Below are 17,180 nucleotides of genomic sequence, written 5' to 3' on the forward strand. Positions count from 1 at the left end.
CGATTCTAGCCATAGTGTTCCCTGCAATGTGTCTCGTTGTTTCGAACAATTGCAGAGTCATACAAAACAAAAAAACAGGTTGTGCCACTTTGATTAATAATCGAAAAAACAGTAAAAAACCATTAATTATCGAATGCCAGTTTACTTCATTGATTAATATTAAATAGCCAGCCAGGCTTCATTCTAAAGATGATCAACAACAACCCTGGCATGACTTCAGGGACGGCGCATCCGGCATATTTCCGAATAGATAATCGGAAATAAAAGCCGTCATTCTTTTGGCGTTAATGATCTTTCTCAATCACACTCTGATATGCAAAAACCACCTCCCCCTTTCAGGAAGTTTCTGCACACTTTCTTACACCTGTCTTTCCGGGGACTGTCAGTCATACTACCGACAGTACGCCGTCACCGTTCGCTTGATGAGCGCAACGGCATGATTCATCAAAGGGCGCAGTCTTTCATGGGTGGTTTCGGAGGGTAGAGTCGGAGTTGGCGATACGATAGAAAGATGAGAAATCCTATCGCAACACTCAGGGGCATTGAAAAGACGGGTGCTTTACTGCGGATCACTACGTGGCAAGTTCTGGAAAAGCGACTGTCAGAAATAAAAAAACGGCACCCCATCGGGTGCCGTTATATCGAGCTGATGCCAGGTCGGAAAAGATCAGCCAGGCTGACAGATTTCCGTATTGTTCGAATCAAAATCGAAAGCATCACCATCCGTGGCCGCGGCAACGCCTCCTCCGGTCAGAAGAAGCACCAGCGCGCTAATTCCAATCCTGTACATGGAATCTCCCTGCGTTGCGTCAAGTTTGATTGAACGCTTACAGGGTCTTACAAAAACTAAACACTCACTATGCCGTTTTGAGCGAAGTTCACAAAATTGGTCATAAGGGATCAATGGTGTTTCAATTAACCATACCAATTATAAAACTATAAAATGATCAAAAACCCATTCTTTACTTTCCTGTAAACCAAACCAATGACTCACTAGAGACTAAAACAAAAACCCAAAACAGCACTTAAAAAACAACACCATCGTCACCATAAATAACGCGATTCTCATCATGCATTTTGACTCATCTGCCATACGAAAGAACCAGACCCGTAATGACCTCATCGGCACAGCCATCTGGTAACTCTAATTAACACAATATTTTCAATCACTTAAGCCATTCCGCACCAGCACTCCACCCCGCCAGCAGCCACAAATTCAACGCGATAAGGGCAAGCACCATCAACCAGCGCCAGACAACAGGAATACGCATCAGGCCATCATGAACCGCCAGCAGCATAAACGGAATGCCCACAAGATAGCGTGGCAGTGACTCCAGCCCGGTCGCCAGAGGGATCAAAAGCATCACGCTGGCAGCCACACCCTCTGCCACACGGCCGCGATGCAATAACCACAGCGCCAGCAGCAGACCCACCACACCAGCCGATACTTCATACAATGCAACACGGCCGCCCTGCTGCCCCGGATGCTCGATGCCGTTGCGAAAGCCCCCCAGCAGAGTCTCTATTGGCCATTGCAGGGTGCGCCCCCAGGCCGCCTGCACATGCAGGAACGCCAGTGGATCACCCACATGAATCCAGAGATAGAGCATGTAGCCCAAAAGCCCCAACGGGCAGAGCGCCAACGCAGCCAAAGCGATAAACCAGCGAGGTGTCTGCTGGCGATGATGGCGCTGCCATAGCCACTGCGCCAGCAAACCGACCGCCCAGGCCACACCCACGACTCGTGAGGCAGAAAGGAACATACCAAACCCGCCAGCCGCCAGTGTCCGCCCGCGCTGCCAGCTCAGGGCACTTCCCAGCAGCAGTAGCGCGAACAGCGCCTCGGAATAGCCCGAGGCCAGATAGAAGCTGTAAGGTCCCAGACAGAACAGACTTGCGACCAGCCAGGGTGAAACCACCGAGCGTGTCATCCGGAGATAGCGCAGCAACACCAGTAGTGCGAGCAGCGCCGCCGTATTGGCAATCAACCATAACGACCAGAACGCCGATAGCCCGGTGATACTGACAAGCCCTCGTGCCAGGAGCGGATAGAGCGGGAAATAGGCCCAGTTGCTGCGACCATTGGCCAGCACTTCATCCGGCGTGAAATATCCCTGCTGGACGATGCCGATATACCAGTGGCAATCCCATTGGCAGAAGGCACTGACGGAATCGCCCTGCCACCACCCGCCCAGCAGGGCGAATACCAATCTGGAAAATATAAAAAGAGCCACCAGGGCCCATGTCCGGTTAATCTGCAATAGTGAGTCTCGGGCATGGAAAACCAATCATGTCTGTCAGGCTATAACCTCACCTGACTTCAGGCCATCATTTCGATGGTCCAGACATCTCGGCTCCCCGAGTTCGTGGAGCTGCGGTATATACAGTGAAGACACGCTATCAGCGGATTGATGAACATGCCGAGCACTCCGATCATCAGGATGGGAGTCACGACAGGCCATGAAGACCGGTGGGCACAATTCTGGCGACTATGGTAGATGGTGAACGAAAGAGAAAGGGTGGGGAAGAAACAGGAGGGAAATAACAGCAGACAAATGATGAGAGCTGCGGGTGCTCAGGCAACACCCGCAAACCTTACTGTCCCGTTACTCGGCGGAGTGCTGACGCCCGAAGGCGCGTCTCAACAGTACGATCAATGCCCCAACAACCAGGCCAAGCAGGATACAGCCCAGCAGAATCATGGAGGCTTTGGTGCCGATTTTGGAAATATTCGGCTGCTGCGAGGTCACATTGACTATTGGCGCTGCGCTATCCGACTGCTGCGCCAGAGCCTGATAGTGCTGCCCCAGTGATTGCGCATCAGCAATCATTTGCTCCAACTGGTGCGTCTGGTCATTGGCGACTTCACCCAGATGGCTTTTCAGAGTCTGATATTCTGCCTGCAGAATACGAGTCCCCAGAAAATATTGAGCAAATTGCCACTGCCCATTGGATATAACAGTCTGGGCGGGACCATTGGACATGAAGTCGTAGGGCGTCGTCGGCTCCTTGATGCCCAATATCTTTGCAGTCTCGATAGCATGTTCGAGATCACTCAACTCTGCCTTGCGTTTGGCAATGCCCTCTTGACGCACTGATTCCAGCTTTTCCTTCAGTGCATCGAGGCGATCGGCATTATCTTCCAAGCGCTGCGTTAGCAGATCAGTACGAGCCTGCGTAGCGCTCCAGTGTACATACTGCGCAAGCAAGGCAGCATCAGGCTCATCCGGAGAGTACCGATATTGCGCTTCCAGGCCTGGGTTATTCTTGCCACCCGTGGAAAAGCTGAAATGCGATATAAACTGCGACTCGTTCCACTGCTGACCGTTCAACTGCTCCGGCGAGATGGTTTGCTGAAACTGGTTGAAATTCTCGAAATCTGCAATCAGTTGGTGGTATCTCTGAAACGCCTCATCAGGTGAGAGCCCAACCCGAGCAACCTGATAAGAAGGCGTATTCGAATTATCCTTTTTGGCAGCCTGTACTTCCAGGCGTGAAAAATCATCCAACGCCTCGGGGGCAGCCGGCATCACCTGTATCGATGCCTGATACTCTTTCGTGCTCAGTAATATACTTAGCAAACCAATAGCCAAAAACACGACCACGGCAAACAGTAGCGTTTTCCAACCAGCCAGCAGGGTTCGCCACAATTCCAGCAGATCAATTTCATCATTGGAAATAATCCGCTTTTTTCCCGGCTTGTTATCTTCCATGTTTCCAAACCCTTTCAGGGATTCATTATCGAACCGTCAACACATGGAGACCCTACCAGCTTTTGCGAACGATTTTACACAATTATTAATATGCATTTTTATTAATAAAGCCTTTCAGAAAGGTCAGGAATATTATTTTTACGTCCAGCAACAGTGACCAATTATCGATATACCAAAGGTCACACTGTACTCGCTTCTGCATTTTTTCCAGCGTATCGGTTTCTCCCCGATAACCACTCACCTGAGCCCAGCCGGTTATCCCGGGCTTGACCTTATGGCGTTGCATGTAGGATTCGACCATCTCCTTGTATTGATCGTTATGCACCAATGCGTGTGGCCTTGGACCGACGATCGACATGCGCCCCTGCAATACATTATAGAATTGTGGTAGCTCATCCAGTGATGTCCGACGCAGGAAGCCACCTACCGGCGTTAAACGACAGTCGCCCTTTCGCGCCTGAGTCACCTTTCCACTGGCTTCCTGATGGACCTTCATGGAGCGGAATTTATAGACCTTGAAGCGTTTACCATTAATCCCCGTACGATATTGCTTGAACAGGATAGGGCCAGGTGAAGTGCACTTGATGGCCAAGGCAATCATCAGACATGCGGGCAGCACCAGAATGCAAAACAGGCTACCCAACACAATGTCCTCGAGTCGCTTGATCAGGCGTGCCCCACCCGCCATGGGACTAACACTCAGATCGATACTATAAAGCCCAACCACTTCACTAACCCGATGGTTGAGCAATGGCATGTCTGTCAATTCCGGAAAAAAACGAATTTCTACCGTCTGATAGCGCAGTGCAAACATCAGCTCCTGCACTACACCTCCCAGACGCAAGGGCATACAAATCCACACTTCACGACTGTTGGAAGCAGCCACTCGCCGAGCAATCGTCTCAAGGTCTGCCTGAGAGTGCTCCTGACTCAACCGATGCACCCCACTAATGGAGTAACCGGCAGCCTGCTGGGCACGCATGTGACGCGTAATATTAAGCAGCGTAGTGCCTGGGCCGATCAGAAAAACCGGGCGACGATGGCGCCCGCGCAAACGATAGGACTGCAGGGTTCGCCGTGCCAACCAACGCACACTCACTGCCATGACAAAGGAAACGGCCATGGTCAGTATGATCCACAGTCGTGAATAACGCTCTGCCACATGAGCAAAATAGATGATGGAGGTTGCAGCGACCGAAACCAGGCCCCACACCAGCATTAGACGAAAGAGGATGTCGGAGAGGCGTCGCGTGCGCCAGCGCCTGTAAGCTTCCATCGAGAGGTTCAACATCAGCACCAGCAGGGTGATAACACTCAGCGCCCAGAGATAACGCTCCTGCACCTCCTGATAACCGAACCGATAGAAATACGTCAGGATACCGGCCACGATAATCGATGCGGCATCCAGCAGCATGGCCAGAAACGGTAGTGGCACACGCTCAATCAGTAATGCTTCCTTTCCTGACACTATGCTTCTCTTTTGCTGATGATTGGGCGTTACTGCCGCCCGTAGCGGTCCTCGAAGCGCACGATATCATCTTCTCCCAGGTAGGCACCGGACTGCACCTCGATCAGCTCCAGCGGAATCTTGCCCGGGTTAGCCAGAAAGTGCTGAGCCCCCAATGGGATATAGACTGACTGGTTCTCGGTGACCAGCTGCTCTTCACCATCGATGCCGACCAGCGCCGTACCGGAAACAACGACCCAGTGCTCAGAGCGATGATGGTGCATCTGAATCGACAGCTTATGCCCCGGCTCAACGGTAATCCGCTTAACCTGGTAGCGCGCTTCCATATCCACGCAATCATATTTGCCCCAGGGTCTGAACACCTCACGATGCTGGGTAACCTCGCTGCGCCCCTGAGCCTTGAGCGATGCCACAAGCTGCTTGACCTCTTGCGCGCGATCCCGATGGGCCACCAGTACCGCATCCTTGGTTTCGATCACCATGACATTTTCCAGCCCTACCAGGCTAACGAGGCGGCTCTGGGAGTAAGCCAGGCAATCACGAGCTTCATGCAGCGCCACATCACCATGACTCACATTACCCTGTGCATCTTTTTCATTAACATCCCACACGGCGGACCAGCTACCGACATCACTCCATTCTGCCTCGAGTGGAACCACCACAGCGCTTTCAGTGTGTTCCATAACCGCATAGTCGACTGACTCCGAGGGGCACGCTTCAAACGCAGCGGCATCGATGCGCAAAAAATCGAGATCCTGATCAACATGCGCCATGCTACGGCGACAGGCATCCAGGATATCCGGCCGAGACTTTGCCAATTCTTCCAGATAACGGCTGGCCCGAAACATGAACATGCCGCTGTTCCAGAAATAGCCCCCCTGGTCAAGATAGTGCTCAGCGGTAGCGCGATCCGGCTTTTCAACAAATGCAGCGACCGGCGCATAGCCCTGATCCCTGTTCCCCTCACCGGCCTGCACATATCCATAACCGGTTTCCGGATGAGTGGGCCGAATGCCAAAGGTCACCAGATACCCTGCCTCGGCAGCATCCTGACCGCACTTCACCGCCTGTTGGAAAGCCCCCACATCCCCGATGTAATGATCCGCGGCCAGCACTAGCAGCACTGGATCATCCCCATCGGCAGTAGCTCTCAACGCCCCTAGCGCGATAGCCGGTGCAGTATTGCGGCCACAGGGTTCCAGCAGAATGCCGCCATGCTGCGCTTCCATCAGGCGCAACTGTTCTGCAGCAATAAAGCGATGCTCTTCATTACAGATCAACAGTGGTGGCTGATAGCTCAAACCCTCCAGACGAGCCAGGGTCTGCTGCAGCATGGAGTACTGCTCATCAGCCAAGGGTAGAAACTGCTTGGGATACATCGGCCGGGAAAGTGGCCAGAGCCGAGAGCCTGCCCCACCCGCCATAATAATTGGAAACATAACCTTACTATCTCATCGCTACAAACAGGCTATAGAACTATATGGAAACCACCCACCTCCGGCTTGGGGATCAGCCAGGCGCTTTCATCTTTTCAACAATGTTTGCAAAAAACGACTTTCTTTTCTGTATTATGCTTGAAGCATCATAGCTTATACTAAAACTGCCTTTTTTAAATCCCGACAAAAACTCATAGACTTCATCTTGCTGTGAAAAATATGGCACATCGAACATCTTGCTAATTGATTCAGCACTATCTATCTGATGATCATTCCTGTGTTCAGAGTACTGAGCACGCCGAGGAATCATTATAAAAGGCAGCCCTTTTTCTATAAAAGAAATCATATTACCCATCCCTGCATGAGTTATAATAAGATCAGCCTTTTCATAGTTCTCCTGATAATCATCAGGAGAGAAAAAATCTCTGACCAACAAATTATCCATGCCTTGCCCATCGATTTGGGCAGTCCCTCCTGGACCGGATTGATATATAAACTCATCATGTACCATATGCAGGGCGCAGTATGTCAGTATATTTCCCATACGCGTAAATGGCAGTTGCATACCAGCAGTGAAGAAAAAAATCATAGCAAACTACCTATATATTCAACCTTTTTGTTTTTTGCTGCTACATCTTCCCACTGACTTAGGGTGATATCCGCAAAATACATAGCCAACTTCCCGGATAAAGAAAGTTTTTTACTATTGGCAATACTATCAACCCACATTGTTTTTTTTCCAACAATTGACGCCAAAAAAATAACCAGCAGCCCTGGAGCCGCACCGGTACTCAAAACCCAGGCAGGATCCTCCTCTTTAATTATTCTATAGACTTTCAAGAACTCCGAAAACCCAATATAGAAATTTGATACATTAAAGTCTTTTATTATATAAACCTTATCCTCGGATTTTACACTCTTAGTGCTTATAAAAACCTCATCACTGAAAGAAAGGCCTTTGGCTATTCGATTGAGCTGAACCCAATGACCACCGAAAGATGCAGCATATAACACTTTCATCGATCACCTACAAAAATATTATCAAGAAGACTTTCAATCACACATTTTTCGTTATATGTACTGGCTGTTTTTACAGCATTGCCTGACATAGCCTCAACCTTTTTATTTTCTAGAGAAAGATAACTTTGAACAGCTTTAAGCAAACTCTCTGGATGACCCGGCTCAAACAAAATCCCATTGTAATTATCTATTAAATAACTTCTTATCCCAGCTATATTACTACCTACAACAGGTAGACCACATGCCATAGCCTCTATCCCAACTAAACCTAGGCTCTCGCGTTTGCTAGGAAAAATGAAAGCATCTGCCGAGCTATAAAACTCTGACAACTCACAATGATTCATACTAGGAAAATACCGGACAAAAACATTTTTTTTTGAGTTAGCAGTAGCTATTTTAGAACTCAAAAAAGAAAGTGCTTTTTCACCGCCATTTCCTATTATATCTATTTTTAGCATTGTACTCCATTCCCCAAGCACCAAGGCATCCAACAGATCAAAAACCCCTTTCTCATGATTTATCCTTCCCACATACAACATCCTTTTCTCATTTCCATGAGAAATGCCAATTTTATTTTTAAAAATATTTAAATCAACTCCACCAGACGGGCTAATCAAAATTTTTCTTTGCGGCACATCGTATATCTCAACCAACATTTCTTGTGCGTAATCTTCTGAAGGACAAACCACCAAATTAGAAAGATTCAAAGATTTTCGACATAACCAAAATTTGACCTTTCTTTTAAACCCAGAAAGATTATCTAGATACAAATCCGAGCCATGGGCATTTAAGACCAAGAATCGCTTTCTAAAAATATTAGCTAAAATTATTGGAACAGATACATGAGAAATATAATGTGCATAAACAACGTCTTCACCACCAACTATATACAAAACAAACGACCTGATGTAAAAGATGATGTAGGAAAATAGCTTCAGAACACCAGACACTTTCTTTAGACTTACTAAACTGACTTTTACCTTATGCCTTCTTATTCCATCTACTATCCTTTTGACAAAGATTCCATACTCTGGATACTTATCCGAAGGATACATATTGGTTATTACCAAAATCCTTTTTTGAAACTCCACAACTATCACCTTAGCCGATAGAACAAAAAAGCCAGATATGGTGAAGCCACACCTGATGTAAGAAAGTGGCCGGAAGTATTACTCATAAACACTACAACGAGAAAAGCCAAAAATTTGTATATCGAAACTTTGCCCTCCCTTATTCCTGAGCTGCTACCCAATCTAAAAATCCCGAATAAATAAACAACAAACAAAGGTACTCCCAACAACAAAACCAAATCTGGAAAATCTATCTCTGACCTGTACAATGAGACAGGATAGCCTCCTAATAACAAATAGAGATAATTACTAGGCAAGATATCTCTTATTATATGCTCCAACTTCTGGTCCCTATTCGACAACATCAGAGATATCAAGTTTTGATTGTTATAATTCTCAAACTGAATTCGAAAATAGTCAAAGCTGGAATTGATCGATTCACGGAAAGAAGAATTTAGAAAGTATAACAATAAGGCAAAAACTCCCATCAAGAAAGATAAAACAAAGCATAGCCCTAAAGCTTTCATGATCCCTTTTTTGGAGGTAAAATATACAAAACAACAAAGTAATAAGCCAATGATAGCAGCTTTAGTTCCTAACAAAAGAGTCGCAGCCGCACCTATTAATAGCCAACTCCATTTCTTATACCCCCCGTTGCCTAAATAAATTTTATAGAATCCAAGCAACACTCCCGTTATAAATAGGGCAGATGCTTCATTCTGAGCCCATACTACACCTTTATAACCTGCTCTCCCTGAGCTCACAGGATAACTACGGAAAAGATCAATAGAAAATATTGCTCCTACGAGAACAAAAACAAAATAAGTCAACAAACTACACATTATTACTTTTTCGAGAAGCAATTCTTTATCAGGACTCAACTCTTCTTGGAAAAATTTATAAAATAAAAACAAGCCGAAAACTTTTATCAGCATATTCATACTTTGCAGGAAAGCACCAGTATCATATAACCCTACTCCAACCCAAATGAGTGAAGAAGCAACTGGCAGACCAAAAAGCAAAAACAAAAATAATTCTTTTGTTTTTAACCTACAACCATAGCCCACAAAGATAAGAGCACAAAAATAGACAACCCCCCTCAGAATCAAAGAGACTCGCGAATAAGAATAATCGTTATTATGCAAATATACAGAAACGAAGTCCGCTATCGGCATAAAAAGAAATCCGACAGCAATAACCCAAAAAAACCATCCTTTGCCTCGAACTCTCTCCAAAGGGTATTGCATATTTCACTCACCCCTTATGTTTTCTTTGGTATAATTGAAAAAACAAGGTATGTAATTATTTGCTATTCTACCCAAAAACTTTAGCTTCGACATGTAAACGGGCGGAGTATAGCAATTTACAAAATTCTCTGACCTTAGTTTTTTTACTTTCCCATATTTTTTCTCATCAACTTCTTTCCATAACTTCACGAAAGAAACCTCACGACCAACCTCTTTAGGGTCGAGGTGAAAGAAAAAAGTAAAAACAGCCGGGTTAAACATAAGAGGAACAACGGTATTAAAAATGGCGTTCAGTGTATTTCCACCGAATATCGCATGCCTACCGCCTCTTCCATAAAAACACTCATAATAAGAAACCTTATGAAGTGGCGCCAATTTCAAGCTGCCGGTTCTTCTTGAATAATCAGACCATATAGTTTCAAAATCTTTATCATCAAGATCTTTGAGTCTATCTTTCAGCAGTGAAGACTCAGACTGATATGAAACAAGACTGGGGAAGAATTTTTTAAATTCCGCACCGACACCTTTGCCGAACAAAAAAGTGCCCCGCTGCAACACATCACCCAGATATCCATCCAAACATACATGAGTATCTGAAATATGCTTAAAGGCTTCACCATAAGCACTTACAAGATTGATATTTGTTTTACCTGCCCCGCAAACAAAGTAATCGTACAACTTATCCTTTTCTTCCATTTTATTACTCAAGAAGCGAAAGCTATAATGATACAGTCCAAGCTCTTTTGCGATCGTTCGTCCAGCTTTGATATCAAATGCATTTTCGGGACCCCATGTGTAAGATTTAGCTGCATCACCTACAATAGCAATTAGGCGTGAATCAAATCCTGAAGATATAGGCACATGTTTTTCTTTTTTATCCCAAAAACCACTAATATAATTCATGTAATCGATGGCTTGACGATAAGAGTGCACGTATGCGGTATTTTTATTGCTTATCACCACCTCTTCACTTCTTGTCTCTCCGCTACTAAAGAGTAAATCTCCAGAGCACAGCCTTTTTACACTACTATCCAGACACTCTACTCCCGGAATATAGTTTATTTTTTCCAGCAACCTGTTATTCTTTTTATCTCTTTCTTTAACAAGTCTTTTGGCTGAAGCAGAAACAACGACATTACCGTTATCTATCTTATAATAACTGGAAGACAATCCCATTGGATCAGAAAAGACTACATATCTGTTATCAGCTTTGGAGAGATAAAAGGCTGTGAAGACGCCATGTTCAATAGACCTAATAACATTGTGGGGCTCATTCTTTTTCAGCTCTTCCAAGAGAGCTTCGAGATCATTCTTTTTTCCATTCAGAATAAACCATCCTGCCACTCCTACAATATTATCCTCTGTTTCTAATATAGGTTCACAACTCCACTCTCTGGGATCATAAAAAACTTTGAACACAATTTCATCAACCGAAACGTTTACCTCTTTACTTGTCTTTATTTTATTGAGGACGAAGTCATCAATTTCCGCATCCGATTCCACATTAATATACAGTGCGTGCATTCAAAATCTCCCAAACCTGCTTTTTTACATAGAAAAATCTGGCAATATAGAAAACCAAGTAAACAAGGAGACAGAGAAGCATGCCCGTATCTACGCCCCCTCCTATGTATAAGACAAGATAATATGCCATTACAGCTATAGTTATGCCCAATGCATTTATTGACAGGAGTTCTTTTGACTTCCCATAAAGTCCGGCTATATGCATATAAATCAAAGATATTTGACCCACGAAAAGGTAAAAACATATAAGGGAAAAGGCAGCAAGCCGTTCTATTCCTATTCCTTCCTCAGAAAATACATTAAAATAACTCCATACAACCAATAAGGCACTAACCATAGCCAGAAAAGAAATCAATACTATTGTTTTCTGCGCGAACAAAACATTAGAGGTATTGGCTGATGTAATCTCTTTCAACTTATAATTGAAATATGCTCTAGGAAAAAGCAGGGTTACACTAGCCAGTGAAACAACGAGTGTATAGAGCCCCTCTCCATGTCCTTCTCCCGAAGATATCAAAAGAGGAATAAGGAAAACGAAGCCAGAACTTAAAAGGTTTATTCCACCTATACCCAAACCTTCCCAATAGGCTCCATCATCATTTTTGGAAAACTTGTATTTGGACCCACTTGCTATAGCGCCAAAGAAATAAAAAAAACTGAGTGCCGCGAAATAAAAAATTGCCCACATAATGCCAAAACCAAATAATAGTAAAACCAGGAAGCCTGAGTACAATATTGCTTCAAACAACAAGGAAAAATATATTTTTTTCCTGTAGAAGATATAATTTCTTGCATAAAGATATAAGGCGTACCCGAGAGACATTAACAGCGCCTGCCATCTAATGGCACTGCTCAACCACATCAGAGATAACAATGATACTATTATATACGTCCCTGCTGAATAGAATATTTGGTTTCCTGCAGATTGGTTATTTGTTTCCTTCTTTATTGCTGTAACCGAAAACCCCAAGGAAACCAAAAGAGAAGATAGTTGAGCATAATTCCATGCAATAGCCAAATCAGATAGGCTTTCGGCTTTTATAAAAAAGCTTCCAAGCATAAAGACACATAATCTGCCAACACCGGGGCTACTTGTTACAACCAACCATATGAGCTTATTTGTCATTTAGCCTTACCACAATTTCCCATCTCAATTTATCGAGTCTTATTACAACTATCCGAATGTCTTCTTAGCCAGCTTGAGATGGCAGAAATAAGTGAATGATTATGATATACGGACATGCTACCGCCCGGGAATTGGTTCCGGGCTATTTCCAGACCCTGATTGCTGCTTCCAGACACACACTTGCCTTGCTCAAGAAGCGTGTCTGTTGAAATACCCATTCCTCGACATGAGATTCTACGCAACTGACCTACTGAAGGACCAGCATTCAGAAGCACATCAATCAGCCCTACCCCTGGATTTTTTCCTTTCGCAATAGGTAATTAGACTTTGATACGTACCAGAAAGATACCCTTGGAGACATCAGGTATTAGCTAAAGGGGTCCCATATGCCTAATAACTATCAACATTAAAAAAGCCATACCTCAAAGGCATGGCTTTCGAAACATCTTGCAGAATTGCTTCAGGAATACACCGGCAACCGCTTGCAGATCGCCTCGACCTGCTCCTGCACCTGCTGCTCAGCCACACTGCTGTCACCCTGCTGCATGGCATCGAGGATATCGCAGATCCAGCCGGCGAGATCACGACATTCGGCTTCACTGAAGCCGCGCGTGGTGACGGCCGGCGTGCCAATGCGTAGCCCGGAAGTCACAAATGGGCTCTGCGGGTCACCCGGCACCGCATTCTTGTTAACGGTGATGTGCGCCCGGCCCAGTGCGGCGTCTGCGTCCTTGCCAGTCAGGCCCTGTTTGACCAGCGAGAGCAGAAAGAGGTGATCCTCTGTACCACCGGAGACCACGTCGTAGCCGCGCTCGATGAACACACCTGCCATCGCCTTGGCATTTTTGACCACCTGCTGCTGATACTCGCGGAAGGCGGGCTCCAGTGCTTCCTTGAAGCAGACGGCCTTGGCAGCAATCACGTGCATCAGCGGGCCGCCCTGCTGCCCCGGGAATACGGCCGAGTTGAGCTTCTTGTAGAGGCTCTCATCGCCATGATTGGAGAGAATCAGGCCGCCACGTGGGCCGCGCAGTGTCTTGTGTGTAGTGGTCGTCACCACATGCGCATGCTCGATCGGGCTGGGATAAACGCCAGCAGCGACCAGGCCAGCAATGTGGGCCATATCCACCACGAACCAGGCCCCGATTTCATCGGCAATGCTGCGAAAGCGCGCCCAGTCGATGATCTGCGAGTAGGCCGAGAAGCCGGCAATGATCATCTTCGGCTGGTGTTCGCGTGCCAGCTGAGCTACTTCGTCATAATCGATCAGGCCAGCGTCATTCAGGCCGTACTGCACGGCGTTGTAGTGCTTGCCGGAGAAACTGGGCTTGGCCCCGTGGGTCAGGTGGCCGCCGGCATCGAGGCTCATGCCGAGAATGGTGTCGCCGGGGGAGACCAGCGCCTGAAAAACCGAGCTGTTGGCCTGCGAGCCGGAGTGCGGCTGCACGTTGACGTAATCGCAGCCGAACAGTTCGCAGGCACGGTCGATGGCCAGCTTCTCGACCTTGTCGACGTACTGGCAGCCACCGTAGTAGCGCTTATCCGGATAGCCTTCGGCGTATTTGTTGGTCAGCTGGGTGCCCTGGGCCTGCATCACCCGCGGGCTGGTGTAGTTCTCGGAGGCGATCAGCTCGATGTGCGCCTCCTGACGGGTGTTTTCTTCCTCGATGGCGTGCCAGAGCGTGTCATCGAAACCGGCAATGGTCATGTCACGGGTGAACATGGGCTAACCTCGGCAACAGGGGGGGAATCGGCACAGCATTGCGCGGTGAGGCCGCACAAGCGCAATTGAGCGCCATGATACACAAGGCCTTGTGGGGTTTCACATGCACGTACGTCATCGAGTTGTTCAAAAGCGCTCAAGGTAGATGGTATGGCAGTAGTAAAGATTTTGAGGTATCAACTGCTTGTAAGAAGACTTATTGATGTCCATCCAAAGCAAAATCGTGTCATGCGCATATAACATGGTTACAGGAATCCAACCAGTTTTTTCAAGCATCAGGGAATAGTCTGTTATATCGTTCGCCGCAGTTTTACCCGATGTCACTGCTTGTACCAGGCGAGATTACCAAGGATTCCACTTGATCAGCGCCCTTCCCCTGCCCTCTCAGCCACACCATCACTCGAAAACCGAGCGCTGGTGTCATTTGATCGGTCTTGTCTCACTGTTCATCTATGCCTTTACCTGGCAGCTGAGTCTGGATATTTCGCGCTCCTTCGAGCCGCTGATCATGCTGGTCTATGTCATTGCGCTGTGCGCTCATCCACAGCGGTTACACATGCTGCGCGATCCGCTCTGGGGCCTGCTGGGCATCTGGGTTGTGCTGCAGTTTGTCACCATTCCGATTGCCAATGCGCTGTTTCCGGATCATGCCGATGCGCAGATCAAGGATATGCGCCATCTCTCCAAGGTATTTTTCATTCTGCCGATTGCGTGGCTGCTGGCCGGGCGCACGCGTAATGGGCTGTGGATGCTGAGCCTGCTGTTTGTCGGCATGCTACTGGGGGGGCTTTTCCTGGGCGAGAGCTGGAGCACGCTGGCGCACTATATTCAGGCAGGCAAACGACCAAGGCTCGGCTTCAAGAACTGGGAGCATGCCGGCGTCTGTGCTGGCGTGATGATGATTGCGCTGAGCTGTTTTCTGCCACGCTTTCTACGCTGGAGTGGTTCGCTGGATAGCGGGCTGATGCACTGGGGAACCAGACTGGGCTACACGCTGGCCGTAATACTGGCCGTTACCGGCTGGCTGATCACGCGCACTCGAGCCAGCTGGCTGGGGATCGTGGTGATTCTGCTCATTGCCCTGATTGGCGTGCTTTGGCTGCTGGGGCGTGGGCATGTGCGTTCGCGGCGCACCCGTTTCGCCATCCTTTATGGGTTTATCGGGCTGGCGCTGGTCATGACGGTGATCGGCGCTCTGTTTGGTGATGCCATCATTTCCAGGGTATTTGCCGAGCACCATGTCGTGCTGGAGGTGCTTTCAGGCGATCTTTCCAATGTGCCCTATTCCAGTATTGGCTTTCGTATTCATGCGTGGCACTACGCCCTGCAACTGATTGCCGAACGCCCCTGGTTCGGCTGGGGGCCGCAGAGCCATATTCCACTGCTGTTGAGCGCGCCCAATCCAGAGCTAAAGGCACAGGCCGTTAGCGAAAACCTGACCCACTTTCATAACAGCTATATCACCCTGCTGGTCGGTAACGGTGTGCTCGGTTTTGCCATGTTCGTGGCGATAGCCGGCGTGGTGGGCCGTGCGGCCTGGCAGAGCTGGCGCCAGGGCGCTATGCCCAATGATGTCATGATCTTCCTCAGCCTGTTTTTCATCTTCTGGGTGATCGTCAATTGCTTCGAGAGTTATGTCGGGTACCGCACCGGTATCTATCTGGATGGGTTGATTGGCGGGCTGGCCTACAGCTATGCGATGCGTCTCCGGCTGGAAGGCATGAACAAGGCAACGAGCAAAACCGGAAAAATCACAAGAGAAAACGGTTAATCACCCATTTTGGGTTAAGCAACCTCTGATAAGCTGCGTCGCTTTGTGAATCAGTGGCGCAGTATCAGTGACAACCGCGAAACATCGACTCGATATAGATGGAGTACTTTGTATCAGCCTGCAGGAGCGCTCGGATCGTCGGGCGCTGATTCAGCAGGAGTTTGCCGGATTCGATCACGAGATCGAGTTCGTGAAGGTCAGGCGGGATGAACAAAACCCGGTACGGGGCTGTTACCTGTCTCATCAGCGCTGTGCGGCCCTGGCTCTGGAACGCGGCTGGCAGCGAGTACTGATTCTCGAGGATGATGCCACCTTTCTACCCCCCACCCCGCGACAGATCCAACGGCTTAACCGGTTTTTGCGCGTTCGCCGCCCGGAGATCTGCTATCTCGGTGGCATGCTGGGCCGCATGTGGAGAATTCCATGGCCCGGTGTAGTCCGTGCCCGATTGAAGGGTACGCAAGCCTATATTCTTTCTTCTCGCGGCTGCCGACGACTGCTTGGGCATGAGTGGTATGGCAAGGCCATTGATGGCCACTACTGCCGCCATTTTCGTGCTTACGCCACCTATCCCATGATTTCCATGCAGCAACCGGAATCGGCGGCGAGCAGTGACATCATGGCCTATCGCCTAGAGCGGCGGGCCGCAACGCGCTGCAAGGATGAGGATTACTGGGCGACCAATTACGCCAGGCAGGCGAGCAACCTGCGAAAGCACTGGGCCAGAACGCTGTTGATGCGGTTCTGAGCGCCGGACAAAACCTGATCGCGACTGAAGTCGCTCCTACAACACCCCTTCGGCTTTGGCTGAGAAAGTAGCGCCGGGCGTCACCCAACTGCGGTGATGAAGCGCGTCCGCGGGGGCATGGCAACCTGCGCTACTTTAGGAGCGGCTTTAGCCGCGAAAACCGAATCGCGACTGAAGTCGCTCCTACAACACCCCTTCGGCGTTGGCGGGAAAAATAGCGCCGGGCATCACCCAACTGCGGTGATGAAGCGCGTCTGCGGGGGCATGGCAACCTGCGTTACTGTAGGAGCGGCTTTAGCCGCGAAAATCCAATCGCGACTGAAGTCGCTCCTGC

At 48.1% G+C, this 17,180-nt stretch carries 14 protein-coding genes; 3 read left to right on the forward strand and 11 right to left on the reverse strand.

Annotation, left to right across the window (positions count from 1 at the left end; genetic code table 11):
- Window positions 1-511: 511 nt before the first annotated feature.
- The gene (locus FY550_RS12015; protein ID WP_139148718.1) at window positions 512-823 is read left to right on the forward strand and encodes a hypothetical protein; all 312 of its coding nucleotides are present in this window, start codon (window positions 512-514) and stop codon (window positions 821-823) included.
- Between the two features lie 343 nt (window positions 824-1,166).
- Here FY550_RS12015 and FY550_RS12020 read toward each other — a convergent pair whose 3' ends face one another.
- The 11 genes from FY550_RS12020 to glyA all read right to left on the reverse strand — a co-directional run bounded on the left by FY550_RS12020 (window position 1,167) and on the right by glyA (window position 14,327).
- On the reverse strand, window positions 1,167-2,234 hold the full coding sequence (locus FY550_RS12020; RefSeq protein WP_168169334.1) for a mannosyltransferase family protein: 1,068 nt from the start codon (window positions 2,232-2,234) through the stop codon (window positions 1,167-1,169).
- Window positions 2,235-2,606: 372 nt separating this feature from the next.
- Complete coding sequence (locus FY550_RS12025; RefSeq protein WP_070979442.1) at window positions 2,607-3,713, reverse strand: Wzz/FepE/Etk N-terminal domain-containing protein; 1,107 nt, start codon at window positions 3,711-3,713, stop codon at window positions 2,607-2,609.
- 85 nt (window positions 3,714-3,798) lie between these two features.
- Complete coding sequence (locus FY550_RS12030) at window positions 3,799-5,181, reverse strand: undecaprenyl-phosphate glucose phosphotransferase (RefSeq protein WP_070979444.1); 1,383 nt, start codon at window positions 5,179-5,181, stop codon at window positions 3,799-3,801.
- Window positions 5,182-5,210: 29 nt separating this feature from the next.
- A complete protein-coding gene (locus tag FY550_RS12035; RefSeq protein ID WP_070979447.1) occupies window positions 5,211-6,620 on the reverse strand; it encodes a mannose-1-phosphate guanylyltransferase/mannose-6-phosphate isomerase in 1,410 nt (469 codons plus the stop codon).
- Between the two features lie 70 nt (window positions 6,621-6,690).
- Entirely contained in the window at window positions 6,691-7,206 is a 516-nt protein-coding gene (locus FY550_RS12040) for a glycosyltransferase (RefSeq protein WP_070979449.1), read from the reverse strand.
- Complete coding sequence (locus tag FY550_RS12045) at window positions 7,203-7,637, reverse strand: glycosyltransferase family protein (RefSeq protein ID WP_070979452.1); 435 nt, start codon at window positions 7,635-7,637, stop codon at window positions 7,203-7,205. The genes FY550_RS12040 and FY550_RS12045 overlap by 4 nt, the downstream gene beginning before the upstream one ends.
- Window positions 7,634-8,728 carry a glycosyltransferase family 4 protein gene (locus tag FY550_RS12050; RefSeq protein ID WP_139148720.1) on the reverse strand — a complete coding sequence of 365 codons (1,095 nt, stop codon included), beginning with the start codon at window positions 8,726-8,728 and terminating at the stop codon, window positions 7,634-7,636. Before FY550_RS12050 ends, FY550_RS12045 begins: the two co-directional genes overlap by 4 nt.
- A gap of 5 nt (window positions 8,729-8,733) precedes the next feature.
- Window positions 8,734-9,954 carry an O-antigen ligase family protein gene (locus FY550_RS12055; RefSeq protein WP_070979454.1) on the reverse strand — a complete coding sequence of 407 codons (1,221 nt, stop codon included), beginning with the start codon at window positions 9,952-9,954 and terminating at the stop codon, window positions 8,734-8,736.
- 3 nt (window positions 9,955-9,957) lie between these two features.
- Complete coding sequence (locus tag FY550_RS12060) at window positions 9,958-11,478, reverse strand: hypothetical protein (protein ID WP_070979457.1); 1,521 nt, start codon at window positions 11,476-11,478, stop codon at window positions 9,958-9,960.
- Window positions 11,459-12,604: a hypothetical protein gene (locus FY550_RS12065; RefSeq protein ID WP_139148721.1), complete on the reverse strand. Its 1,146-nt coding sequence runs from the start codon at window positions 12,602-12,604 to the stop codon at window positions 11,459-11,461. Before FY550_RS12065 ends, FY550_RS12060 begins: the two co-directional genes overlap by 20 nt.
- 460 nt (window positions 12,605-13,064) lie before the next feature.
- A complete protein-coding gene (gene glyA / locus FY550_RS12070; RefSeq protein ID WP_070979461.1) occupies window positions 13,065-14,327 on the reverse strand; it encodes a serine hydroxymethyltransferase in 1,263 nt (420 codons plus the stop codon).
- A gap of 358 nt (window positions 14,328-14,685) precedes the next feature.
- On the opposite strand from glyA, the gene FY550_RS12075 reads away from it, so the two are divergent.
- Entirely contained in the window at window positions 14,686-16,098 is a 1,413-nt protein-coding gene (locus FY550_RS12075) for an O-antigen ligase family protein (protein WP_070979463.1), read from the forward strand.
- Between the two features lie 67 nt (window positions 16,099-16,165).
- A complete protein-coding gene (locus FY550_RS12080; protein WP_070979465.1) occupies window positions 16,166-16,846 on the forward strand; it encodes a glycosyltransferase family 25 protein in 681 nt (226 codons plus the stop codon).
- Window positions 16,847-17,180: the final 334 nt, after the last annotated feature.

This window comes from Kushneria phosphatilytica (assembly GCF_008247605.1).
GTDB lineage: Bacteria > Pseudomonadota > Gammaproteobacteria > Pseudomonadales > Halomonadaceae > Kushneria > Kushneria phosphatilytica.